Annotated in this window: 24 protein-coding genes and 2 pseudogenes; 15 read left to right on the top strand and 11 right to left on the bottom strand. The window is 69.8% G+C overall.

Annotation, left to right across the window (positions count from 1 at the left end; genetic code table 11):
* Positions 1–71: 71 nt before the first annotated feature.
* Together ACN9MM_RS29370 and ACN9MM_RS29365 are read right to left on the bottom strand one after the other, a co-directional pair.
* Positions 72–857 (bottom strand): ABC transporter permease, encoded by a 786-nt coding sequence (locus ACN9MM_RS29370; protein ID WP_426366729.1) that lies wholly within the window; start codon positions 855–857, stop codon positions 72–74.
* Complete coding sequence (locus ACN9MM_RS29365; protein ID WP_426366728.1) at positions 854–1,825, bottom strand: ATP-binding cassette domain-containing protein; 972 nt, start codon at positions 1,823–1,825, stop codon at positions 854–856. Before ACN9MM_RS29365 ends, ACN9MM_RS29370 begins: the two co-directional genes overlap by 4 nt.
* Positions 1,826–2,011: 186 nt before the next feature.
* On the opposite strand from ACN9MM_RS29365, the gene ACN9MM_RS29360 reads away from it, so the two are divergent.
* Complete coding sequence (locus ACN9MM_RS29360) at positions 2,012–2,734, top strand: TetR/AcrR family transcriptional regulator (RefSeq protein WP_426366727.1); 723 nt, start codon at positions 2,012–2,014, stop codon at positions 2,732–2,734.
* Here the strand turns inward: ACN9MM_RS29360 and ACN9MM_RS29355 are convergent.
* A complete protein-coding gene (locus tag ACN9MM_RS29355) occupies positions 2,701–3,705 on the bottom strand; it encodes a methyltransferase (RefSeq protein WP_426366726.1) in 1,005 nt (334 codons plus the stop codon). The genes ACN9MM_RS29360 and ACN9MM_RS29355 overlap by 34 nt on opposite strands.
* Before the next feature lie 142 nt (positions 3,706–3,847).
* Entirely contained in the window at positions 3,848–4,789 is a 942-nt protein-coding gene (locus tag ACN9MM_RS29350; protein WP_426366725.1) for an aromatase/cyclase, read from the bottom strand.
* Positions 4,790–4,997: 208 nt separating this feature from the next.
* Between ACN9MM_RS29350 and ACN9MM_RS29345 the strand changes: the two genes are divergently transcribed.
* The 4 genes from ACN9MM_RS29345 (at position 4,998) to ACN9MM_RS29330 (ending at position 8,639) form a co-directional block, all read left to right on the top strand.
* Positions 4,998–5,675, top strand: a complete 678-nt coding sequence (locus ACN9MM_RS29345) for a TcmI family type II polyketide cyclase (RefSeq protein ID WP_426366724.1) — start codon at positions 4,998–5,000, stop codon at positions 5,673–5,675.
* Positions 5,672–6,877, top strand: coding sequence for a cytochrome P450 (locus tag ACN9MM_RS29340; RefSeq protein ID WP_426366723.1), 1,206 nt, complete (start codon positions 5,672–5,674; stop codon positions 6,875–6,877). Before ACN9MM_RS29345 ends, ACN9MM_RS29340 begins: the two co-directional genes overlap by 4 nt.
* A gap of 135 nt (positions 6,878–7,012) precedes the next feature.
* Positions 7,013–7,717, top strand: a complete 705-nt coding sequence (locus ACN9MM_RS29335; RefSeq protein ID WP_426366722.1) for a Clp protease N-terminal domain-containing protein — start codon at positions 7,013–7,015, stop codon at positions 7,715–7,717.
* Positions 7,718–7,898: 181 nt separating this feature from the next.
* A complete protein-coding gene (locus ACN9MM_RS29330) occupies positions 7,899–8,639 on the top strand; it encodes an SDR family oxidoreductase (RefSeq protein ID WP_426366721.1) in 741 nt (246 codons plus the stop codon).
* A 194-nt stretch (positions 8,640–8,833) separates the two neighbouring features.
* Here ACN9MM_RS29330 and ACN9MM_RS29325 read toward each other — a convergent pair whose 3' ends face one another.
* Both ACN9MM_RS29325 and ACN9MM_RS29320 read right to left on the bottom strand, forming a co-directional pair.
* Complete coding sequence (locus ACN9MM_RS29325; protein WP_426366720.1) at positions 8,834–9,052, bottom strand: DUF6228 family protein; 219 nt, start codon at positions 9,050–9,052, stop codon at positions 8,834–8,836.
* Positions 9,053–9,085: 33 nt separating this feature from the next.
* Positions 9,086–9,550, bottom strand: a complete 465-nt coding sequence (locus ACN9MM_RS29320; protein WP_426366719.1) for a DUF2199 domain-containing protein — start codon at positions 9,548–9,550, stop codon at positions 9,086–9,088.
* A 31-nt stretch (positions 9,551–9,581) separates the two neighbouring features.
* Here ACN9MM_RS29320 and ACN9MM_RS29315 point away from each other — a divergent pair, with 31 nt between their 5' ends.
* Positions 9,582–9,992, top strand: a complete 411-nt coding sequence (locus ACN9MM_RS29315; RefSeq protein ID WP_426366718.1) for a DUF6461 domain-containing protein — start codon at positions 9,582–9,584, stop codon at positions 9,990–9,992.
* 101 nt (positions 9,993–10,093) lie between these two features.
* Here ACN9MM_RS29315 and ACN9MM_RS29310 read toward each other — a convergent pair whose 3' ends face one another.
* Positions 10,094–11,002 carry a hypothetical protein gene (locus tag ACN9MM_RS29310; RefSeq protein WP_426366717.1) on the bottom strand — a complete coding sequence of 303 codons (909 nt, stop codon included), beginning with the start codon at positions 11,000–11,002 and terminating at the stop codon, positions 10,094–10,096.
* An 839-nt stretch (positions 11,003–11,841) separates the two neighbouring features.
* On the opposite strand from ACN9MM_RS29310, the gene ACN9MM_RS29305 reads away from it, so the two are divergent.
* From ACN9MM_RS29305 to ACN9MM_RS29275, 7 genes and pseudogenes are all read left to right on the top strand, one after another.
* Positions 11,842–11,973, top strand: coding sequence for a hypothetical protein (locus tag ACN9MM_RS29305; protein ID WP_426366716.1), 132 nt, complete (start codon positions 11,842–11,844; stop codon positions 11,971–11,973).
* Positions 11,974–12,113: 140 nt separating this feature from the next.
* Positions 12,114–12,710: a restriction endonuclease gene (locus ACN9MM_RS29300; RefSeq protein ID WP_426366715.1), complete on the top strand. Its 597-nt coding sequence runs from the start codon at positions 12,114–12,116 to the stop codon at positions 12,708–12,710.
* Positions 12,700–13,404, top strand: coding sequence for a restriction endonuclease (locus tag ACN9MM_RS29295; RefSeq protein ID WP_426366714.1), 705 nt, complete (start codon positions 12,700–12,702; stop codon positions 13,402–13,404). The genes ACN9MM_RS29300 and ACN9MM_RS29295 overlap by 11 nt, the downstream gene beginning before the upstream one ends.
* A gap of 167 nt (positions 13,405–13,571) precedes the next feature.
* Positions 13,572–14,435, top strand: coding sequence for an NUDIX hydrolase (locus tag ACN9MM_RS29290; RefSeq protein WP_426366713.1), 864 nt, complete (start codon positions 13,572–13,574; stop codon positions 14,433–14,435).
* 151 nt (positions 14,436–14,586) lie between these two features.
* Entirely contained in the window at positions 14,587–14,931 is a 345-nt protein-coding gene (locus ACN9MM_RS29285) for a MazG nucleotide pyrophosphohydrolase domain-containing protein (RefSeq protein ID WP_426366712.1), read from the top strand.
* A 137-nt stretch (positions 14,932–15,068) separates the two neighbouring features.
* A pseudogene (locus tag ACN9MM_RS29280) lies at positions 15,069–15,212 on the top strand (NUDIX hydrolase); the annotation flags it as partial.
* Positions 15,187–15,463 (top strand): annotated as a pseudogene (locus ACN9MM_RS29275) (SCO6880 family protein); the annotation flags it as partial. The pseudogenes ACN9MM_RS29280 and ACN9MM_RS29275, both read left to right, overlap by 26 nt.
* 84 nt (positions 15,464–15,547) lie before the next feature.
* On the opposite strand, the gene ACN9MM_RS29270 reads toward ACN9MM_RS29275, so the two are convergent.
* Both ACN9MM_RS29270 and ACN9MM_RS29265 read right to left on the bottom strand, forming a co-directional pair.
* Positions 15,548–16,876: a class I SAM-dependent RNA methyltransferase gene (locus ACN9MM_RS29270; protein ID WP_426366711.1), complete on the bottom strand. Its 1,329-nt coding sequence runs from the start codon at positions 16,874–16,876 to the stop codon at positions 15,548–15,550.
* Between the two features lie 87 nt (positions 16,877–16,963).
* Positions 16,964–19,015 (bottom strand): APC family permease, encoded by a 2,052-nt coding sequence (locus tag ACN9MM_RS29265; RefSeq protein ID WP_426366710.1) that lies wholly within the window; start codon positions 19,013–19,015, stop codon positions 16,964–16,966.
* A gap of 234 nt (positions 19,016–19,249) precedes the next feature.
* On the opposite strand from ACN9MM_RS29265, the gene ACN9MM_RS29260 reads away from it, so the two are divergent.
* Both ACN9MM_RS29260 and ACN9MM_RS29255 read left to right on the top strand, forming a co-directional pair.
* Positions 19,250–19,918 (top strand): potassium channel family protein, encoded by a 669-nt coding sequence (locus ACN9MM_RS29260; RefSeq protein WP_041131658.1) that lies wholly within the window; start codon positions 19,250–19,252, stop codon positions 19,916–19,918.
* Positions 19,918–20,598 (top strand): potassium channel family protein, encoded by a 681-nt coding sequence (locus ACN9MM_RS29255; RefSeq protein WP_426366709.1) that lies wholly within the window; start codon positions 19,918–19,920, stop codon positions 20,596–20,598. The genes ACN9MM_RS29260 and ACN9MM_RS29255 overlap by 1 nt, the downstream gene beginning before the upstream one ends.
* A gap of 68 nt (positions 20,599–20,666) precedes the next feature.
* Here the strand turns inward: ACN9MM_RS29255 and ACN9MM_RS29250 are convergent, their stop codons facing one another.
* Both ACN9MM_RS29250 and ACN9MM_RS29245 read right to left on the bottom strand, forming a co-directional pair.
* Positions 20,667–21,431 carry a DUF3159 domain-containing protein gene (locus ACN9MM_RS29250; RefSeq protein ID WP_426366707.1) on the bottom strand — a complete coding sequence of 255 codons (765 nt, stop codon included), beginning with the start codon at positions 21,429–21,431 and terminating at the stop codon, positions 20,667–20,669.
* A gap of 3 nt (positions 21,432–21,434) precedes the next feature.
* Entirely contained in the window at positions 21,435–21,833 is a 399-nt protein-coding gene (locus ACN9MM_RS29245; protein ID WP_073906407.1) for an OB-fold nucleic acid binding domain-containing protein, read from the bottom strand.
* Positions 21,834–21,899 lie beyond the last annotated feature (66 nt).

The raw sequence follows: 21,899 nt of genomic DNA, 5'->3' as shown, positions 1-21,899 counted from the left end.
CACCCGTGGCGGTTCTGGAGATGCCTCCGCCCACCCGCCGCGTCCTCGGGCGGGAGACCGCGCGTACGGATCTAGAGTCCGGCGCGGGCGAAGGAGCGCGCCGAGAGCGGCACGAAAATCAGCAACAGCAGGCCGGCCCACAGCAGGCTCGCGGTCACCGGGTGGGTCAGCGGCCACGCGGCGTCCGGCCCCGGAGCTCCGGGGTTGCCGAAGAGCTCGCGCACGGCCGCCGCGGCCGAGCTGAGCGGGTTCCACTCGCATACCGCCCGGAGAATGGCCGGCATCCGGTCGGTGGGCACGAGGGCGTTGGACACCAGGGCCGGCGCCAGCGCGAAGGGTGCCAGGCGGGCCGCGGTCCGTGCCGAGCGCACCATCAGGCCCAGGTAGGTGCCGACCCATGCCAGCGTGTAGCGGAACAGCAGCAGGAGGCCGATGCCGGCCAGGGCCGGCAGAACGCCGTTGCGCGGCCGCCAGCCGACGACGAGGCCGCACACCATCAGGACCGCGAGGCCGTAGGCCCCGAGGATCCCCTCCGCGCCGCTCTGGCCGAGCGGCACGGACACCCGGTGGGTCGGGAGGGAGCGCAGGCGCTCCATCACCCCGCGCGCCTGGTCCGTCGCCACCTCCACCATGGCCGTGGACAGGGCGGTCCCGGTCGTCACCACGAACAGGCCGGGCATCATGAACTCGCGGTAGTTCGAGGTGCCCGGTACCCCGATCGCGCCGCCGAACACGAAGCCGAACAGCACCACGAACACGGTCGGCATCATCAGCATCGTGAGCAGGGTGCCGGGCTCGTGGCGCAGCCGGAACAGCCTTCGCCGGGTCAGCGTCCAGCCGTCGGCCAGGAGGTTCACGAGACCGCCTCCGGCGTCCCGACCGGGGGCACCGGTTCGACGGTCCGCCCGGTCATCATCAGGAAGACGTCGTCCAGACCCGGCTCGCGGATCCCTATGTTCCGGATCGCCGCGCCGGACGCGCCCAGTTCGCGCACGATCACCGGCAGGGCGGGCGCCTGGTCCACCGCGGCCACGACGATGCGCGACCCGTCGGCCTCCGGGCACCGCCCGGTGAGCCGCTCCAGCCTCGCCATGGCACTCGGCACATGGTCCGGAGACTCGACCACGACGTCGATGTGCCGGCCGAGTTGGGCCTTGAGCTGGGCCGGGCTGCCTTCGGCGATCAGCTGGCCCCGGTCGATCACACCGACCGCCGAGGCGAGTCGGTCCACCTCCTCCAGGCACGTGGTGGTCAGCAGGACCGTGGTGCCGTCGGCCACCAGTCGGCGCACGCTCTCCCAGATCTCGACGCGGCTGGGGGCGTCGAGCCCCGTGGTCGGCTCGTCGAGGAAGAGCAGCGCGGGAGCCCGTAACAGACTGGCGATCAGGTGGATCCGGCGGCGCGTGCCACCGGAGTACGTGCCGACCAACCGATCACCGGCGTGGGCGAGGCCGAAGCGTTCCAGCAGTTCGTCGGCGCGCCGGCGGGCGCCGCGCGAGCCGAGCCGGGAGAGGCGGCCGAGGATCCGCAGGTTCTCCCGGCCGGTCAGTCCCTCGTCGAACGAGGCGTCCTGACCGGCCAGGCCGATCACCTTCCGCACCTCCGCCGGATTCCGGGCCACGTCGAGGCCCGCGACGACGGCACGCCCGCCGCTGGGCCTGGTCAGCGTGGCCAGGATCCGCACGGCTGTGCTCTTGCCGGCGCCCTTCGGGCCGAGCAGGCCGTAGACGGTGTGCGCCGGCACCACCAGATCCAGGCCGTCCAGGGCGACGACGTCCCCGAACCGCTTCCTCAATTCCTCGGTGTACATGATCGCGTCTTCCATGCATCAACCCCTCACCGAGTACGGCGTACGCGATTTTAGGGTAGCCAACTGGGTACGCCGTACGCAAGTGCGGGGCGGACGCGTAGGATGGCTGTCGTGTCGGACTCGAAACCCATCATCTGGATGCGACCGGAGAAGCCTGCGCGAGGCCCCGCGCCGACGCACAGTCGTGGGCAGATCGCCGCCGTGGCGATCGACATCGCGGACTCCGAAGGCATCGAAGCAGCGTCGGTGCGCGCCATCGCCAAGCAACTCGGCACCGGCGCGATGACCCTCTACCGCTACCTGCCGACCAAGGAAGACCTGTACACGGTGATGATCGACGAGGCGACCGGCTTCGAGCCGCAGGAGCCGACCGGCGATCTCCGTGCCGATCTGACGACCTTGGCACGCCGCCGCCGGCAGATCTTCCTGCGGCACCCCTGGCTCGCCCCGCTCCTCGCCACCCGCCCGATCATGGGCCCCAACTTCATGCGCGGCATGGAACGCGACCTCGCCCTTCTCGCCGGCTGCGGCCTGGGCATGGACGACACGATCCATGTGCTCAACCTGATCCACTCCTGGGTCGGCGGCGCCGTACAGGCCGAGCTGACGGAGCGGGCGACCGCGAACCGTTCCGGCCTCGACCGCCATGCCTGGCGGCTGCGGATGGAGCCGTACCTCAAGTCCCTGCTGGAGACCGGTGAGTTCCCGCACCTGAGCCGGATGGTCCAGGCCTCCGAGATCGGGGAGGCCGACGAGCGGTTCGCGAACGGACTGGCGATCATCCTGGACGGCATCGAAGCGCGGTTCCCGACGGCCACCGGGAAGGACGGATCGCGCCGGCCGGCCGGCGGCGCCGACGGGGATGCCCCGCCGGCGCGGCGCGCGAACGGTCAGCGAACCGCGCGCAGTTCGACGACGGAGTAGCGGCCGGCCGGCGTGACAGAGGTGGTCCGCAGGCCGACGGTTCCCGCCAGTTCTGCCAGTTGCTCCAGGGTGTGCTGCCGGCCGCCGAAGTAGCCGAGCATCCGCAGGTCTCCCTCCGTCTGCACGGTCCGGTCGCCGAAGTAGTCCACGACGAGCACACGTCCCGACGTCTGCGCCGCGTCGGCGCAGCGGCGCAGGATGCGGGCGGCCGCCGCGTCGTCCCAGTTGTGCAGGATGCTCGACAGCAGATAGCCGTCCGCTCCGGCGGGCAGAGCGTCGAAGAAACTGCCGGCCGCGACGTCGGCCCGGTGGTCGAGACCGGCCGCGGCGATGGCCTTCTCGGCGCGTCGCACCGGTCCGGGCAGGTCGACGACCGTCCCCCTCAGATCAGGGTGGGACTGCAGGATGGCGATCAGCATGGTGCCGTCGCCACCGCCGACGTCGACCACATGACGGAGCGCTCCCCACGGATACGCCCCGGCCACGGCGGGCGAGTGCGCCGTCAGCCTGGCGCCCATCAACGTGTCGAAGGACTCGGCGCGCCCGTCGTCGGACGACAGGTCGTCCCAGAACGTCACGCCGTACTGCCGCGGGAACGCGGCCTCACCCGTGCGCACCGTGTGCAGCAGGTGGACGAGGCTCAACTCGGCGTGCCCCAGGGCGCCTTCGATGTCGAGTATGGCCCGCATGTCCTCGGGCTCGCCCTCGCACAGGTGACGGCCCATGGCCGTCAGGTCGTAGGCGCCGGGCCCGGTGCCCGACAGCACACCCGCGGTCACCAGATGGTCCAGCAGCCGCCCCAGCGCGTCCCGGTCGGCGTCGACGGCCTCGGCCAGCGCCTCCGCCGTCCGGGCTCCCGCGGCGATGTGGTCGGCCAGCCGCAACGTCGCCGCCACCCGGACGGCCATCGGGGTCAGCAGATCGGCGGCCGCCCACACTCCCCCGCCCCTGGCGCTCGTCTCCTTGGCCATGACTCCTCCTGACTCGGCGGTTCTCTGTTCGTCGGACCCGGCCGGGGCGGTGTCGGTGCCGGTGCGGCAGACACGGTCCGGCCGGTCGGTGCATCGCCCCTCGCGTCCTGGCGAGGGGCTCCCGGAGGCTGGTGCGGCCGGCTCAGAAGCCGGCGCGCTCCTCCGCGTACGCCTTGGCGAGACGGAGGTTGCTCATGCTGTTGCCGCTCAGCAGCCGCCGCAGGTACCGGCGCGCCTCGGCGACCGTCGTCGCACCGCCCAGCTGGGACAGCGCCGAACGCTTGATCGTGCTGGTGTGCCGGGCCTCGGCGATGACGCCTTCCGGCGTCTCGGTGAACCGCCAGTGGCCGGTGTGCGCGTCCAGCATCGAGGGCAGCGAGATCTGCTTGTACACGATCAGCTGGTTCGGGAGGCAGATCCGCACCGAGCGGACGCTGTGCGTGCTGCCGTCCGGGCCCTTGGTGTCCATGTCGAAGAACTGGACGTTCGGCACGTCCTCGGTCATGACGAGCCCCACCACGTGCGGGATGCGCTCGGCCCACAGGTCCGCCCGGTAGAGGTAGTCGTAGGCGTCCTCGACGGAACCGGCGATGAACAGCGGGTCGGTGAAGGACACGACGAGTTCGTCCAGGTCGTCCCGGCGCTCGGCCGTCTCGCGGAGCGTGGCGAGGCAGTCCTCGCTCTCCCGCTCGATCCTCTCCGTCAACGGGCCGAGATCGGCGTCGGCCGGAGCGCCGACCTGGTGGGTCAGCTCGACCCGGGTCCGGTTCGGCGTCACTTCGGTGAAGACCCACTCGCCGCGGAGCTCGGTGGCGGGCTGCTCGGGTTCCTTGTACGCGAAGGTGATGCGGCGCCCCGGCCGGTCCGTGCGGCGCACGGTCTGCCAGGTGCGGACGGCGGCGTCACCGTCCAGCTCCCAGTGCCTGACGAGTTCTCCCTTCTCGTTGGCGTGGACCGTCTCCGCGTGCACCGCGGACCGGTGGAACTGCGGCCACCGCTCGACGTCCGCGATCAGGTCGAACACCGTCTCCACGCCGGCCTCGATGGTGATGGCGTGGTCAACTCGCCGCTGTGTACTCGACACAACAAGACACCTCACAAGCGTCGTCACATCCGGATCCGTCGCGACCGACGATGTCCGTCCTCGATCGACCTCGCTTCGAGGACCCTTCGAGTTCGCCGTCCGCGGTGGGCCCCGGCCGTTGACCGGGCGTCGATCCGGCGTCGAAGGCGCGGGCGCAGGCTGGGCTCACCCCCGAAACGCACCCCGCCCATTCGTGAGGAGACGCTAAATGCCGAGCATCGTCACTGTCGGCACATTCGACGGTGGTGACGTCGCCGACGTCACCAAGATCCTTCAGGAGTTCGACGGCGAGGTCGCGTCCGAACTCCCCCAGCTGCGCCGCCGTCAGGTGTTCGCCTACAGCGACCTCTATGTGCACATGCAGGACTGGGACGTCGCCGACGCCGACGAGGCGTACCGGATCATCAGCACCGACCCCCGGTGCACGCGGCTGAACGAACGCCTTTCGACCTACTTCGGCGATCACGCCGCGACGGAGGACTGGGACGGCCCGGTCGACCGGCCGACGGCCGAGCGTTTCTACCTGTGGCCGGCCGAACGACTGGACGACCTGGAGCAGGCGTACAGCGCGGTGATCGTCAACACCCAGCGGCAGGAGCACATCCCCGAGGTGTCGCGGCTGTTCGCGGAGTCGGACGCGACCGACATCCCGCAGAAGATGGGCACGCTGCGCCGCCAGATCTACCTGTGGCGCGGCATCTACCTGCACATCCAGGACTTCGCCGTGGCCAACAGCATGGAGGCGATCAGCGAGGTGTGGACGGAGGGCGATCCGCGCTTCCTCCAGCTCGTCGACGACCTCACGGAGGTCATTCCGCCGTACGACCCGCAGGGCAATTCACTGGCCACCCGTTTCTACCACTGGGCTGCAGAGGTGTCAGCATGACGAAGCTCCCGACCCACCCCATTCGCCGCCAGCTCCCCGGCGTCCTGCCGGCCGAGTACGAGACACTGCGGGAACGGGGCATCGGCCAGGTCGAACTGCCCACGGGCAAACTCGTCTGGATGGTGGTGCGGCCGGAATACGCCCGCATCGTGCTCTCCGACCCGCGGTTCAGCTCGGACAAGACGGACGACCGTTTTCCGAAGCTGACGCCCAACTCGCTGATGAAGCTGAGGTACTGCGCACCGTTCATGATCAACCTGGACGGTCCGGAGCACCTGAAGAAGAAGAAGTCCATCATGGACGAGTTCTCCCCGGAAGGACTCGCCCGGCTGCTGCCGCGCCTGCGGGTCGCCGTCGAGGAGAAGATCGACGACATGCTGGCGCAGTCGGCGAAGCCGGTCGACCTGGTGAAGGAGCTGGCGTTCCCCATCGCGTGGCGACTTCAGGAGATGTTCCTCGGCATCCCCGCGGCGGAGCTGCAGACGATGCGGGACAACGTCTGGAAGCTGCTGCTCGGCACCACCACCGAGGCCGAGGAGAGGGAAGCGGCCGACCGCCTGAACGGGCACGCGGAAGAGGTCCTGAAGGAGAAGGCCAAGCACCTCGGCGACGACATGATGAGCCGCCTGATCGTGCAGGAGCAGGAGAAGCACGGCGAGGTCGACTGGTACGAACTCGCGCCTCTGATGCTGTCGAACGCCCAGGGCATCCACAACTCGGTGTCCACGATGATCTCGCTGGGCGTGCTCACCCTGCTGAACCACCCCGAGCAGCGGCCGACGCTGCTCGCCCAGCCGGACCGGATGACGATCGCCGTGGACGAGATGCTGCGGTACTTCTCGGTCAACGACGGCACCCCCATGCGGCTCGCCACCGAGGACATGCTCATCGGCGACACGCTGGTCAAGGCCGGTGACGGCCTGGCGGTGCCGACGCTGCCCGTCAACCGCGACCCGTCGGTGTGCCCGTATCCCCACCAGCTCGACATCATGCGGGAGGAGCCCGCCCGGCACCTGGCGTTCGGTCACGGACCGCACAAGTGCCCGGCGGACCGCCTGGTGCCGAGCCTGCTCGAGATCGTCTACACGACGCTCTTCGAGCGGGTCCCGACGCTCGCGCTCGCCGTGCCCGAGGCGGAGCTGACGTACAAGTACCACTCGATCCAGGCGTTCGGCCCGGCCGAGATGCCGATCACCTGGTAGCGGCGGGGGCCGCCGCGCTCATCGGCACGGGCGTGGCCGCCGCGGAGCGCGGCGGCCACGCCGGCCAGGGACCCACCGAGGAGAAGTGACAACCTTGGGTTGACACTCGTCGACTGACAACCTAAGGTTGACACCATGACGCAGATCACTCCGCCGGTCAAGCTCGACGAGCTCATCACGGCGATCACCGAGAACCACACCACCGCCCTCGACCAGCTCAGCGGCGCCATCCTGCTGGCCGACCACATCGGCGAGGTCGCCGACCACCTCATCGGCCACTTCGTCGACCAGGCCCGTCGTTCCGGAGCCTCCTGGACCGACATCGGCCGCAGCATGGGCGTCACCCGGCAGGCCGCCCAGAAGCGCTTCGTCGGCAAGCCCGACGCCAAGCCCTCGAACGCCTTCGAGAAGTTCTCCCAGACCGCCCGCAGCGCCGTCATCGCGAGCATGAACGAGGCCAAGACGGCGGCCAACGCCGAGATCGTCCCCGCGCACGTGCTCCTCGGCCTGCTCGGCACCGAGGGCACCGCGGTCGGCGCCCTGCGGGCGCAGGGCATCGACATCGACCAGGCGCGGGGAACGGCCGTGGCCGCCCTGCCGGCGCGCAGCGACGCCGACCCCGTCCTCATTCCGTACGACGCCCGCGCGAAGAAGGCGCTGGAACTGTCGTCCCGGATCGCCCTGCGGCTCGAACAGGACAGCGTCAGCACCGGCCACATCCTCCTGGGCCTGCTGGAGGAGGAGGACGGCGCCGGGGTCCTGGCCTCCCTGGGCGTCGACGCGGCGGCCGCCGAGCGCTTCGTGGCGGAAGCCGCCGACGAGGCGTCCGCCGCCGCGTAGCGGACTCCGGGCGGGGTGGACCCCACCCCCGTAGGCACACCCCACCCGGACCCGGCGGGGTCCGGCCCCCAGCACGCGGGACCGGACCCCGCCGGAACACCTTCTTCCCGCCCCCGTCCTCCCGGAGTGTGCGATGGCTCTCGACCGAACCCGAACCGCACCGGCGGGAGGCACACCTCCGATGGCGGCGCCCGACGCCGACGGCCGCGTCGCCCTCGTCACCGGCGCCTCGGGAGCGCTCGGCGCCGCCGTGGCACGGGTCCTCGACCACCGCGGCTACCGGCTGGCGCTGCACTACACCAGCGGCGAGGACCGGGCCCGCAGGGTGGCGGCCGAACTCAGCCGGCCGAGCCTCCTCGTGCGGACGGACGTCGCCGACTGGACGGCCACCCGCGACATGGTCGACCGGGTACGCGCCGAACTGGGCGGCGTCGGCGTCCTCGTCAACGCGGGCGCGATCCGCCGGGACGGCCTCATGGCCACCCAGTCCGTCGACGACTGGACCCGGACCATCTCCGTGAACCTGCTCGGCACCTTCCACACCTGCCGGGCGGCACTCCCGGACATGATGCGGGCCCGCTGGGGCCGCATCATCAACGTCGTCTCGCCCGCCGGCCTCCTCGGCATCCGCGGCCAGACGGCCTACTCGGCGGCCAAGGCCGGCGTACTGGGCATGACCCGGAGCCTGGCCCTGGAGTGCGGCCGGTTCGGTGTGACGGTCAACGCGCTGTCTCCCGGCCTGATGGCCACCGCACTCACCGAGGAACTCCCCCCCGAGACCAACACCACCCTCCTGGCCCGCACGGCCTTCGGCCGCATGGGCACCCCCGAAGAGGTGGCCCACGGCATCGAACTCCTCCTGGACGCCGACTACATGACGGGCCAGGTCCTGTCGATCGACGGCGGCATGTCGATCTCCTGACGCCACCCGAGCACCCCACGGCCACCCACCCCGCCGAAACGACGCACCAGGCGCCCTACTTCACCGGCTCCAGAATCGCCACGCACTCCACGTGGTGGGTCATCGGGAGATGTCGCGGAGAGCGGGGACCGGAGAAAGCCCAGGTCAGAGGGCCTACTCCTGCCTCACCGGTGACCGGTGAGGTCGCCCGAGCGTCAGATGAGCGTCCGGGCCCGCGCTTCTGCTAGTGCCGCATCAGACAACGCCTCGTTGACCTGAGCGGTCAGGCCGGGGGCCCGCAGCTCGACGGCAAAGTGCACGGAGTCCTGGTCGAAGCTGGACCGGTCGCAGAACGAAACGCCCACGGATGAGTTGGCCTGGCAGCGGATGGTCACGCTGGGCTTGTCATCGAGGTGGACGTCTGGGGATGTCATGGACGGAACGCCAGGCCAGTGTTGCCCTGACCGTCATCCAGATTCACCACCGGCTCCGTGCAACAGGTCTTCGGCGATTTCGCGCACGCGGTCCATGGTGATGCCGGCGCGCTGTTCGACAGCGAGCGGGTGGTCGGTGGGTTCGAGCTCGACCAGGGGCCGCTCGCCGATCGGGCGGGTGTGGACGTTGACCTTCAGGTTGACGGTGCTCGGGGCGTAGACCGGCAGCTCGGTGGTGAGCCACCCGAAATACGGCTTCTCCGACTCGCGCCCGGGCGTGTCCCACAGGTCGGCCGCCCGGGAGAAGTTCTCACGGCTGAGGGAGGCCCAGACACCCCAGGAGAAGACCTCGTCGCTGCCGATGACCGGTATCTCGATCAGACCCTTGACGAAGTAGTGCTCTCCCTTGATGACGCACTGATCCGAGGAGAGCAGGCAGTCGGGGGCGCCGGCGAAACTCGAATCCCAGACGTAGGGGGCGGCGGCGGAGTAGTTCATCGGCAGCTCGCCACGGTGGCTGCCGCAGCTCGTGCAGGTGAATCCGAGATCGCTGGCATGGCGGGAGCCTAGTACCGCTTCAGGCCACGTTCGCCCCGGTCTGCCAGGCGGGGCTGCGACAAGCAGATGTCGGTTGTCCGGTCTGTGTCTGGAACACACTGCTCGGCGCTCGCCGATATCGACGACCTGTCCACGGCTGGCCCTGACCTCGTACTTCACACCCCCGCCGGCCTCGACGCCTGGTGCCGATCCCAGCTCACCGTCGCCACCACCGGTGCAGCACCGTCGCCTTGGCATACCTGTTGAACGCGCCGCGGACGCGGAGACGGATCTGTCCTCCGTGGCGGCGTTCGCCCTGGCCGAGCACCTGACCGACGTCGCCGTCAGTCCCATGCTGCTCCAGGACACGACGTTCACCTGCGCCACCGTGAAGATTCGCTGACCGCTCCCCGATCCGTAGCGGCAGGCCCCGGACGCGATTCCTCTCGCGCACCGGGCCTGCACCGGTGCCGTAAAGGCAAGGCCGGATCGGTCTGCACGAAGTCAGGCCTGCTCCCACGGTGTGGGATCCGGGCGGCGACGCCACCACCAGCCGACCGAGGTCTGTTCAGACCCACCGGTCAGCTCCCTGCGAAGGCTTCCCGACGGGTCTTCAGCTGTCGCCGCGGCAAACCGGCTGTCCAATTCCTCCAGAGCTCTGTCAAGCAGCTCGGTGACCTCGCGAGGCAGTCGGGCACCGGTGCCGGCGAGCGCGTCGCGGGCTTCCAGCCGTTCTCGATAGAGGTCGGCCGGATACCACCCCGATGGCGCCCACCCGGATTCCAGCTGCCTGATGACCCGCTCCCATACGACCAGGTTGCCCTTGGCCGACCAGATGGGGCTGCCCGTATCGTCGTCCCAGGCAAGCCGCGCCAGGCCCGAGGCTGCTTCCCGCACCTGCTCCACCGATGCTGCAAAGGCCTCGGCCACAGGAGTGTCCGGCTTCTGTTCCCGCACGATCTCGGCAAACCTCGTCACGATCGCCCGGGGCAGCTGCGGCACCGGCGCCTCGACGGCGGTGACCTCGTAGAGAGGAGGCTCGTCGTCGGAGAGTTCGAGCCGGGCACGCGTGAGAAGGCCGTCCGGCGTCACGGCCCAATAGGCGCTCGGAGGTGCTTCGGCTGCGGGGTACAGGACTATCGTCGTGGCCGCCTTCGCAAACGCCGCTGCGAGCTCGGACTCGAGCGGCTGATCAGCCGCTTCATCCTGGACGTAGATGTCCAGCGACCACGTGATGTCACCGTGGACTGCGCGGTATTCGCACGAGACGGGCGCATCCCAGTTCCGGAGGTCGGGGTCGCCGTCGGGATCGGCCACCTCCACATCACCGACCGCGATACCAAGGCTTCCGGCAAGTGCGACACCCATGGTCTCGGGGCTGACGGCGCCGACGGTAAGGAGGTTGTATGTCACGGATACGTCCCGTTGTAGATGGCCAGGGCTTTCTCGACGATGCCTGGGTTGTTGGTGAAACGCGGGTTCCTGGTCAGCTGCGGTGCGGCGCTGATGTCCCCCTTCGCCTTGGCTACCTGCTGCAGGGCTGCGTACTCCGGCTCCCGGCGGCGAGCCGGCGTGGTACGCGACCTACCCCACCCTTCAGCGGGGGTTCTGTGACCGGTGCGACACGCATCTCATCTCCGTGGCAGACGCAGAGAACCTGATCGCCGTGACCGGTTTCAGCCTCACCGATCGCCGCGGCATCGAGCCCGTCAATCATTCGTTCCGCAATGAGGCAGAACCCGGGCAGACTTCACCCTCGCCCCGGAGTCGGGACACACGTAGCACTCACCCCCACCGTGCTGCCCCGACCTGAACGTGACGACCTGCCCGGTGCTGCGTCCGGCTGGCGGCGCGTGGGGGCGCACACGCGCGTACGCGGGGAGCGTGCCCCCTGTCTTTCTCGCCAACTTCGCTCCACGGGCAGAGTGCTGAGACCAGGGGCTTCTCCGGTTGCCGGGTGGTGCCCGGGCGGTGCGGACTCGGCCGGAACGGCGATCGGTTCTCCATGGCCACCTGGCCGTTCACCTCGTGTTCGACCGCTAACGGGAGGTCGTTGACGAAGGTGGCCGGTTTGGAGTGATCGCGGTGCGGTTCTCCCGAGTCAGTGTCGGTGGCCGCTGCTACATCCATGTCAGGAGGGTTCGCGTCGGTGCGGCCCCCATTTCGGGAGGGGACAGTGCATGACGCCTGAGGGCTATCACCGGGTGCGGGGCCACATCCGCCGGAATCCGACCCGTCGGCCTGTGAAGAAGATGAGCCCGTGGCTGATCGGCGGCATCGCCGCCGTGGTGGTGCTGTGGGCGCAGTTCTTCGGATTCGAGGGGGCGGCGCCGGCACAGCCCCCCGCGCCCGGGGTGACGGCGACGCCGTCGGCGGGCCGCTGATGCGGCGGCGGTTAGCGATCCGTCGGCCGCGCGGCGCGGTCGAGTACGGAGCGGCGGCCCTGGTCGCCGCAGCGGTGGCCTCCTTGGTGGTGCGGTTGCTCGTATGGGTGGGCGAGGCGCTGGTGCGGTGGTGGCCCATCGTGACTGTGCTCACCCTTCTGGGACTCACGCTCGGCGTCTGGCGGGCTCTAGCGGCTGCCCACGAGCACGCGGTGCAAGCACGGCGTGCGTCGGTTCTGCGGTTCAGCCTGGCGGAGCTCGACGCGATGGACGACCGCCAGTTCGAGTTCGCGCTGCGGGACCTGCTGATCCGGGACGGCTGGTCGGCCCGGCAAGTCGGGCAGCAGGGCGATCAGGCCGCCGACGTCATCGCCGACCACCCGGCGTACGGGCGCCTCGTCGTCCAGGCCAAGCACACCAAGGTCGGCGCGAAGGTCGGCTCTCAGGTGATGTACCAGGTGAAGGGGACAGCAGGCCCCGCCCACCGCGCGAATGCGGCGACGGTCGTGACGAACGGCGGTTTCACCCGCGACGCCAGGGAGTGGGGAGAGCGGCACGCCGTGGGCTGGACCGACCGTGAACGGCTGCGCTCATGGGCCGAGCTGGGTGTCCCGCTCCACCAGATCCTGCAGCTTCCCGCCCTCACCCGCCGACGGCTCCCCGGCGCTCGCCGGCCCCGGTTCGCCATGCCGTACGAACGGACCGCTCCCGAGGGGAGGACGGACGGTGTTCGATGAAGACGGCTCCCTCGACCCGTTTCTGAAGTTCCTGCTGTACGCCGTACTGGCCCTGGGCGCCGGGAAGATGCTCTGGGAGTGGATGACCGGAACCGTCATCAGATGGATCACCGTGGACCTGTGGGGCGCGGTCGCCGCACACCCTTGGTGGACCGTGCTCATCGTGATCGGCTTCCTCGCTGTCCTGTTCCTCCTCGCTCGGCTCGCCGACACTGCCCTCGACCTTCTCGCCACACCTGTCGTCGCCGGTGTGGACGCGACATCGGTCGAGCCGGAGCCGGCCCTTCTCACCTATCGGATGAAGCAGCTCGAGGCCATGAGCCCGACCGGGTTCGAGCACGCCTGCGCCGAACTCCTCTCCCGGGACGGCTTCCTCCATGCCCGGCGAGTCGGCGGATCAGGCGACCTCGGCGCCGATGTCATTGCCACCGACGCCGATGGCCTCACCATCGTGGTCCAGTGCAAGCAGCTCAACAGGCCGGTGAACTCACCGGCCATGCAACAGTTCAACGGTACCGCCCGCCCGGAGCACGGTGCCGATCACGCCGTCATCATCGGCCTCAACGGCTTCACACAGCCCGCCCTCGACTTCGCCTCCCGCCACCGTCTGATCACCATCGGCCACGAGGACCTGAAGAGATGGGCACACGGCACCCACCTCTACGACGTCATCCGTGCCCGCACCACCCCGTAGGCCGACGCCAGGACGCAAACGGTCGACCCACCGCCCCGTCGTCAACCCGATTCGTACGGGAGGAGAACCACCTTGGACGTCCGCCGTGCCGACCGCCATGACGCGGCCGAGCCCACCCGGCTGCGCCGCATCATGCTCGACACCACGCGGCCCACACCGGACGGCGCATGGGTGAGGGCGTGCGAGGCGGGTTTCGCCGATCCCTCGAAGGCCCCTGTTTCGTCATCGATGCGCCCGACGGGGCCGCACTCGCCATGTTCGATCGATCCGAGCGCCCCGACGGATGGGAAGGACCTCCGATGCAGCCCAGGCATCTCCCTGTCGAGTTCCTCGACGCGGAACAGATCGACTTCGTCGAGCACCCTCCACCCGCCCTGTCACCACAAGAGCGAGACGAAGTCGACCGTCTCTGGGTGGAGACGAAGGCCCACAACCCCACCGCCTTCGACGGCCCGCTCGTCATGAGTCTGGGCATCGAGCCGCCCGGGCCCGGTCCATCGGTGGTGCGATGGGCAAGGATGACGTACCGGCATCGAGCCCTGCGGAAACTGCGGCCGGCCGAGGAAGTCCCCGGGTCCGTCTTCGTCACCGTCCTGTTGCCGACGGAGGCCGGACTCGCGGTCGGACGTGGCTCCTCCACTACCGCGGCGCCCGGCCACTGGAGTCTCCCCGGCGGCTCGGCGGAACCCCCTGCGGCCGGCCACCCCATGGACATGGCGTCACTCCGTCGCGATGCCGCCCGCGAACTCGTCGAGGAGCTCGGCATAAGCGTCGCCGCCGAGGAGCTGCGGCAGTGGGGCCTCACCCGAGGAAGTCGATTCGGCAGCCTCGGCTTCCATTTCCTCGGGCCGCCCGTGCCCAGCGAACTTGTGCGCCGTCGGCACGCGGATCTCACCGCGTGGGAGACGAAACGTGGAGACGTACCCGAGCTCGACAAGATCTCGTTCGTGCCCTCGGCCGAACAGGCCGCCTGCCTCGGCTCGGGCGCGGACTACCTGCAACAGGTCCTGGGCCAATACTTCTCGACCTGAACCCGCAACCTGGTCCGGCGCTCCTTTCCCCGTCGTCACATGCCTCCCGCTGGTATCGGCACGACGAGCCGGCCTCCAGGACTCCTCGTCACGCAAGGACCGGCAAACGGGCAACGCTCCTCAGCGCACTCACCCCGAAGGGACGGACTCCGTGGAATTCGACGAATTGAAGCGGCGGGCGATCCGCATCCATGACCGCTACGACGAGCTGAACCGTCGTGAGCGCGGCCGAGTCTGGACACGTACCGAATTCGTGCTCGGCTTCATGGGCGACGTCGGTGACCTGGCCAAACTCGTCATGGCGGAGGAGGGTGCGAGAGAGCACCCGGGCGGTCGGCCTGCGCTGGAACACGAACTCGCCGACTGCCTGTGGTCGGTACTCATCCTGGCGCACCGCTACGACGTGGACCTCGAATGCGTCTTCCACCGCACCATGACGGAACTCGACAAGAGGATCAGTACACGGCTGTCTCAGGGTGATACCCCCGGTACGTGAGCCTCAGGCACCTGGCGACATCGACCACAGCGATGAATAGACCCCCCGTGCCCGAGAAGGCCGCCCGATCCGGTGCGACATAGGCCGCCCACTACGCCGACGTCCACGCACTCGTCCGCCGCGACGGACAGTTACGCATGGGCCGACGCCGCCACCCGACCGTTCCCCGGTTGTTCCAGATCCCCGCAGGCCTCCTTGAGGAACACGAATCCGATCGGCACGGAGCTGCCCGCGAGGTCCGTGAGGAGACGGGCAGTCACCGGCCTCGCCTTCGCGCTGCTCGACCCCGCCACCCAGAACAGCAACGTCGCCAGGTGGGGACGGACCCTGGCGAGCATCGCCCGCACCGGCCGCATCGCCGCCGTCCAGGTCCTGGAGCGAACCGTTCCCCACTCCGGCGACAGCCTGACCCGGCACTGGACCACCCACAGCCCAGACACCGGTCACGGGCCAGGTCTACGCCGACCTCGTCGCCTCCGCGGGACCGGCCGCCCCGCCGCACGAAACGGACATCGCCATCACCTTGGACATGGATGACACCCCATCAGGACGATGATCCTCTCAGCGTCAAGACATCGCCCACACCGCACCTACCGCGCACGCACAAAACGCCAGCTCAGGCGTCCTTCTTCACCGGCTCCAGAATCGCCACGCACTCCACGTGGTGCGTCATCGGGAACAGGTCGAACGCGCGCAGGGTCCGTACCTTGTACCCCCGCTCCGCGAAGTAGGCCAGGTCTCGGGCCAGGGCGGCCGGGTCGCAGGCCACGTAGGCGATGCGGCGGGCGCCCAGGCCGGCCAGGTGGTGGACCGTCTGCTTGCCGGCGCCCGCGCGGGGCGGGTCGAGGACGATGAGGTCGACCTCGGTGATGCCGGTGCGCGGGAGGATCGATTCGACCTTCCCCTGTTCGATGCGGACGCGCGGGAAGCCGGCCAGGTTGTGGCGGGCGTCCTCCACCGCGCGCTTGCCCGACTCGATGCCGAGGACCGCGCCCTGGTCGCCGACCCGGTCGGCGAGGGCGCCCGCGAAGAGGCCGACGCCGCAGTAGAGGTCGAGGGCCGTCTCGCCCTTGCGGGGGGTCAGGCCCTGCATGACGGCGAGCATGAGGGTCTGCGCGGCCTTCGGGTGGACCTGCCAGAAGCCGCCGCTGCCGACCCGGTAGGTGCGCTCGTCGGCGCGCTCGCGGACGAAGGCGCGGCCGTGGACGCGGTGGACCCCGCCGTCCTTCTCGTCGACGCGCATGACCGAGACGGGCTTGTCCAGCTCGACCAGGGGGAGGCGGGCGCCCGGGCGGGGGGTGAGGATGACCTGGCGGTCGTTCGAGCCCGAGGCCGCGATGGCCTCGATCGCCGCCATGCCCTGCCAGTCCCGCTTCTCGATGCCGAGCTCCGAGACGCCCTCCGCCGCGATCATGCAGTGGTCGATGACCTCGACGTCGTGCGAGCGGTGCTTGCGCAGGCCCGCGTGACCCTCGGCGTCGACGGCGTACTGGACGCGGGTGCGCCACTTCGGGACCTCACCCGCGGGCAGCTTGTCGCCCTCGGCCGGCATGACGGTGCCGTCCCAGCCGGCCTCCTCCGGGGTGAGCCCGGCCAGGCGCTGGAGCTGTTCGGCGAGGACCTCGCCCTTGAGGCGGCGCTGGGCGCCCGGCTTGGCGTGCTGCCAGTCGCAGCCGCCGCACTTTCCGGGGCCCGCGAAGGGGCAGGGGGCCTCCACGCGGTCCTTGGAGGCGTCCAGGATCTCGATCGCGTCGGCCCGCAGGAAGCGGGAGGTCTCCTCGCCCTCGGTGACCCGGACACGGACGCGCTCGCCGGGCAGCGCGTGGCGGACGAAGAGGACGCGGCCCGCGTCCGTACGGGCGATGCAGTGCCCGCCGTGGGCGACCGGGCCGACCTCTACCTCGTACTCCGCCCCGACCAGCGACGTAACAGGGGTGTTCTGCATGACCGGGGACTCCAGGAGGAAGAAGAAAGGTGGGCCGCCCCGCGGACCTCGGTCCGTACGGCAGCCCACCAGTCTAGTTGTTCTTTTTCAGTTGTTCTTCGCGGTGGGTTCCTTCTGGCGCTTCTCCACCGGGCCGCGGCGGACCGAGCCCGGCGCGTTCCACTCCTGGCGCTTCCTGGCCCGCTTCTTCGCGGCCTCGGAGGACTGGAGCTGGTACGGGACCGAGGTGACCATGACGCCGGGGGTGAAGAGGAGCCTGCCCTTGAGGCGGAGGGCGCTCTGGTTGTGCAGCAGGTGCTCGTACCAGTGGCCGACGACGTACTCGGGGATGTAGACGGAGACGGCGTCGCGCGGGCTCTCGCGGCGGAGGCTCTTCACGTGCTCGATCACCGGCCGGGTGATCTCGCGGTACGGCGAGTCGAGGATCTTGAGCGGCACGTTGATGCCGCGCCGCTCCCACTCCTCCTTGAGCGCCTTCGTCTCGGCCGGGTCGACGTTGACGGTCAGCGCCTCCAGCTCCCCGGCGTGCATGAGCTTGGCGTAGGCCAGGGCGCGCAGGGTGGGCTTGTGGAGCTTGGAGACGAGGACGATCGAGCGCACCCGGGAGGGGCGCACGTACTCGTCGGGGCGTTCCTCGGCGGCGGCGATCTCCGCGGCGACGGAGTCGTAGTGCCGGCGGATCGCCGTCATCGTGCCGTAGAAGATCACCATGCCGAGCAGTGCGACCCAGGCGCCGTGGGTGAACTTGGTGGCGAGGACGACGACGAGGACGAGGCCGGTGAAGAAGGCGCCGAAGGTGTTGATCGCGCGGGAGCGGATCATGTGGCGGCGCTTGGCGGGGTCCCGCTCCGTCCTCAGGTGCCGGTTCCAGTGCCGGACCATGCCGATCTGGCTGAGGGTGAAGGAGACGAAGACGCCGACGATGTAGAGCTGGATCAGCCGGGTGGAGTCGGCTCCGTAGACCCAGACGAGGAGGGCGGCGGCGCCGGCGAGCAGCACGATGCCGTTGGAGAAGGCGAGGCGGTCGCCGCGGGTGTGCAGCTGGCGCGGCAGGTACCGGTCCTGGGCGAGGATCGAGCCGAGGAGCGGGAAGCCGTTGTACGCGGTGTTCGCGGCCAGGAACAGGACGAGCGCGGTGGCGGCGGCGAGCACGATGAAGAAGAACGTTCCGTCGCCGAAGACGGCGGCCGCGACCTGGGAGATGACCGGGTCCTGGACGTAGCCCTCGCCGACCGGGACGCCGTTGTGCAGCAGGTCCGTGGCGGGCTTCTCGGCCATGCGCACGTCGGTGGCCATGGCCAGGAAGATGATGCCGCAGAACATGGTGACGGCGAGGCCGCCCATGAGCGCGAGCGTCGTGGCGGCGTTCTTCGACTTCGGCTTGCGGAAGGCGGGGACACCGTTGGAGATGGCCTCGACACCGGTGAGGGCGGCACAGCCGGAGGAGAACGCGCGCAGCAGCAGGAAGACCAGCGCGAAGCCGGCCAGACCCTGGTGCTCGGCCTTGATCTCGAAGTCCGCGGTGGGCGCCCTCATGGTGTCGTCGAGGACGAGGCCCCGGTAGGCGCCCCAGAGGATCATGATGAAGACGCCGGCGACGAAGACGTACGTCGGAATCGCGAAGAGGGAGCCCGACTCCTTCACGCCACGCAGGTTCATCACGGTGAGCAGCACGATCACGCCGACCGCGCAGGCCACCTTGTGCTCGACGACGAAGGGGATCGCGGAGCCCAGGTTCTCGATGCCCGAGGAGATCGACACGGCGACGGTCAGGACGTAGTCGACGAGCAGGGCGCTCGCGACGGTGAGTCCGGCCTTCGGCCCGAGGTTGGTGGTGGCGACCTCGTAGTCGCCGCCGCCGCTCGGGTACGCGTGCACGTTCTGCCGGTACGAGGCGACCACCGTGAACATCAGGACCACGACCGCGAGCGCGATCCACGGGCTGAAGTGGTAGGCCGACAGGCCGGCGACGGAGAGGACGAGCAGCACCTCGCCGGGCGCGTACGCCACCGAGGACAGCGGGTCGGAGGCGAAGACGGGGAGGGCGATCCGCTTCGGGAGAAGGGTCTCTCCCAGCTTGTCGCTGCGCAGGGCCCGCCCGATCAGGATCCGTTTGGGCACGTCGGTCAGTTTGGACACGGAGAGGATCGTAAGCGTTCGAAAAGAGCCACGCGCACCGGCACCCCCGATCGGCACCGAATCTCCCTGAGTACCACCTCGGATGCGGTCGCCGCCAGCGTTGCCGCTTAAGCTCGGACCGGGCGACCCGTCAGGGCGTCGTCCGCCACGGCCCGGGCCGATCGGGCGAGGAAAGTTGTGAGCAGGGTGTTTTCGCAGGTCAGTAGGGCGATCAGGAGTGCGGGGTAAGGGGACGTGCACATCGTCATCATGGGCTGCGGGCGAGTGGGAGCCGCTCTCGCGCAGACCCTCGAACAGCAGGGGCACACCGTCGCGGTCGTGGACCAGGATCCGACGGCTTTCCGCCGCCTGGGATCGGGCTTCGGCGGGCGGCGGGTCACGGGCGTGGGCTTCGACCAGGACACGCTGCGTGAGGCCGGGATCGAGGAGGCCGGTGCCTTCGCCGCGGTGAGCAGCGGCGACAACTCCAACATCATCGCGGCGCGGGTCGCGCGCGAGATGTTCGGCATCGAGAACGTGGCGGCGCGGATCTACGACCCGCGGCGCGCCGAGGTCTACCAGCGCCTCGGGATCCCGACGGTCGCGACGGTCCGCTGGACCGCCGACCAGATGCTCCGCCGGCTGCTGCCCTCGGGCGCGGAGCCGCTGTGGCGCGACCCGAGCGGGGGCGTACAGCTCGCCGAGGTGCACACCTCCCCGGCGTGGATCGGCCACAAGGTGAGCCGGCTCCAGGAGGAGACCGGCGTCCGCGTCGCTTTCCTCACCCGGCTGGGCGAAGCGATTCTGCCGACCTCGCAGACGGTGCTCCAGGAAGGTGACCTGGTGCACGTGATGATGCGTACGGACGAGATCGCGAAGGTCGAGGCGGCCTTCGCCGAAGGTCCCGAGGAGGGCGGTCACTGATGCGTGTCGCTATTGCGGGCGCGGGTGCGGTGGGCCGGTCCATCGCGGGCGAGCTCCTGGAGAACGGGCACGAGGTCCTGCTGGTCGACAAGGCGCCGACCGCCATCTCGGTGGAGCGGGTGCCGCAGGCGGAGTGGCTGCTCGCCGACGCCTGCGAGATCACCTCGCTGGACGAGGCGGCGCTGCAGCGCTGCAACGTGGTGATCGCGGCGACCGGTGACGACAAGGTGAACCTGGTCGTCTCGCTGCTCGCCAAGACCGAGTACGGCGTGCCGCGCGTGGTCGCCCGGGTGAACAACCCGAAGAACGAGTGGCTGTTCAACGAGGCCTGGGGCGTGGACGTGGCCGTCTCGACGCCGCGTCTGATGTCGGCCCTGGTCGAGGAGGCGGTGAGCGTCGGCGACCTGGTCCGGCTGCTGCGCTTCAGCCACGGCGACGCGAACCTGGTCGAGCTGACGCTCCCGCCGGAGTCGGCGGTGGCCGGTACGCAGGTGGGCGAGGTCGACTGGCCGCAGGACACCTCGCTGGTGACGATCATCCGCGGTTCGCGGGTGCTGACGCCGAGCCCCGAGGAGACCCTGGAGGCCGGCGACGAGCTGCTGTTCGTGGCCGCGCAGGCCCGCGAGGAGCAGCTGGAGGACCTCCTCCAGGTCCGCCGGGAGACCGGCTCGGAGGCCTGACGCTCCGGAGTGCGTACGCGGAAGGGCCCGGCCCCCCCGAGGGGTTCCGGGCCCTTCCGTATGCCGTCTCAGGCCTCCGGGTGGTGCTGGGCGGCGCCGGCCGCCTTGCGCTCCTTCTCGGCGCGCTCCTCGGCCTCCATCTCGGCGAAGACGTCGATCGGCGGCGGGGCCTTCGCGAGGAACACCCAGGTGAGGTAGACGGAGAGCAGGAACGGCGGGATCTTCAGGGCGACGAGCACCCAGCCGAACTTGGTGGTGTCGGCCCACCAGTACATCGGGAAGAGGATCGCGCACTTGCCGAGCAGGATCAGGCCCCAGGCCCAGCTGGCCTTCGTGTAGGCCTTCTTGCGGCCCGGGTTGCGGGTGCGCCAGGAGAGGTTCTCCTTGAAGACCGGGCCGAGGATCAGGCCGATCAGGGGCACCCCGGCGAGCGCGGTGATGATGTACGCCAGGGCGAGGCCCAGGGTGTACAGCATGCCCGGCAGGTAGAAGTCCTTGGCGTTGCCCGTCATCATCGCGAAGACCACGCCGAAGGCGACGCCGAAGACGCCGCTGAAGGCGTGCTTGACGGTGTCCCGACGGATCAGCCGGACGGCCACCAGGACGAGCGAGACCGCGAGCGCGGCGATCGCCGACACCTGGAGGTTCTTGTTGATCGTGAAGATCGTGACGAACAGCAGGCCGGGCACGACCGTCTCGATCATGCCCCGCACGCCGCCGAAGGCCTCGAAGAGCGCGGCCTCGGTCACGGCCTTGTCCGCCTGGGCGTCCTGGTCGGGGGTCGACCCTGCCGTGGTCGACCGGTCCGCGGTCGGCTTGTCGAGGGACGTCACCGGCTACTCCTGTCCGAGCGGTCGGAGCTCGTATTTGGGGTTGAAGAGGACCCGCCGGCCGTGGCTCATGGAGATGCGGCCGGAGGCGATCAGCTTGCGGCCCGGCTCGATGCCCACGATGGAGCGCCGGCCGAGCCACACGACGTCGAGCGGTGCCGTGCCGTCGAACAGCTCGGCCTCCAGCGCGGGCACACCGGCGCGGGGACGCAGAGTGACCGTGCGCAAGGTACCAGTCACCTTGACTATCTGGCGGTCGGAGCAGTCGCAGATACGCGTGCACCCCGAGGCCTCGGCGTCTTCCTGGAGCTCCTCCGACTCCAGGTCCTCCGGGGAGGAGGAGAGCCGGTCGAGCATCCGGCGGAACCTTCCGGCCGGCTTCTCTGTACGTGGTGCAGCACTCATACAGAAAGCGTACCGGCCACCGGTGTCACCGGGAGCGGCGCCGGACTCCCCTCCCGTACGGCTCCC

Source organism: Streptomyces sp. E-08 (assembly GCF_049913095.1).
Taxonomy (GTDB): Bacteria; Actinomycetota; Actinomycetes; order Streptomycetales; family Streptomycetaceae; genus Streptomyces.
The sequence above is the reverse complement of the archived record's forward strand: the minus strand, read 5'-3'. Positions and strand labels throughout refer to the sequence as shown.

What these genes read in the sequence shown, in the direction of transcription:
- ACN9MM_RS29365 (WP_426366728.1), bottom strand. Translation starts at nt 1,825, where the DNA reads ATGGAAGACGCGATCATGTACACCGAGGAATTGAGGAAGCGGTTCGGG.
- ACN9MM_RS29355 (WP_426366726.1), bottom strand. Translation starts at nt 3,705, where the DNA reads ATGGCCAAGGAGACGAGCGCCAGGGGCGGGGGAGTGTGGGCGGCCGCC.
- ACN9MM_RS29345 (WP_426366724.1), top strand. Translation starts at nt 4,998, where the DNA reads ATGCCGAGCATCGTCACTGTCGGCACATTCGACGGTGGTGACGTCGCC.
- ACN9MM_RS29340 (WP_426366723.1), top strand. Translation starts at nt 5,672, where the DNA reads ATGACGAAGCTCCCGACCCACCCCATTCGCCGCCAGCTCCCCGGCGTC.
- ACN9MM_RS29335 (WP_426366722.1), top strand. Translation starts at nt 7,013, where the DNA reads ATGACGCAGATCACTCCGCCGGTCAAGCTCGACGAGCTCATCACGGCG.
- ACN9MM_RS29330 (WP_426366721.1), top strand. Translation starts at nt 7,899, where the DNA reads ATGGCGGCGCCCGACGCCGACGGCCGCGTCGCCCTCGTCACCGGCGCC.
- ACN9MM_RS29325 (WP_426366720.1), bottom strand. Translation starts at nt 9,052, where the DNA reads ATGACATCCCCAGACGTCCACCTCGATGACAAGCCCAGCGTGACCATC.
- ACN9MM_RS29320 (WP_426366719.1), bottom strand. Translation starts at nt 9,550, where the DNA reads ATGAACTACTCCGCCGCCGCCCCCTACGTCTGGGATTCGAGTTTCGCC.
- ACN9MM_RS29305 (WP_426366716.1), top strand. Translation starts at nt 11,842, where the DNA reads ATGAGCCCGTGGCTGATCGGCGGCATCGCCGCCGTGGTGGTGCTGTGG.
- ACN9MM_RS29290 (WP_426366713.1), top strand. Translation starts at nt 13,572, where the DNA reads ATGGGTGAGGGCGTGCGAGGCGGGTTTCGCCGATCCCTCGAAGGCCCC.
- ACN9MM_RS29270 (WP_426366711.1), bottom strand. Translation starts at nt 16,876, where the DNA reads ATGCAGAACACCCCTGTTACGTCGCTGGTCGGGGCGGAGTACGAGGTA.
- ACN9MM_RS29255 (WP_426366709.1), top strand. Translation starts at nt 19,918, where the DNA reads ATGCGTGTCGCTATTGCGGGCGCGGGTGCGGTGGGCCGGTCCATCGCG.
- ACN9MM_RS29245 (WP_073906407.1), bottom strand. Translation starts at nt 21,833, where the DNA reads ATGAGTGCTGCACCACGTACAGAGAAGCCGGCCGGAAGGTTCCGCCGG.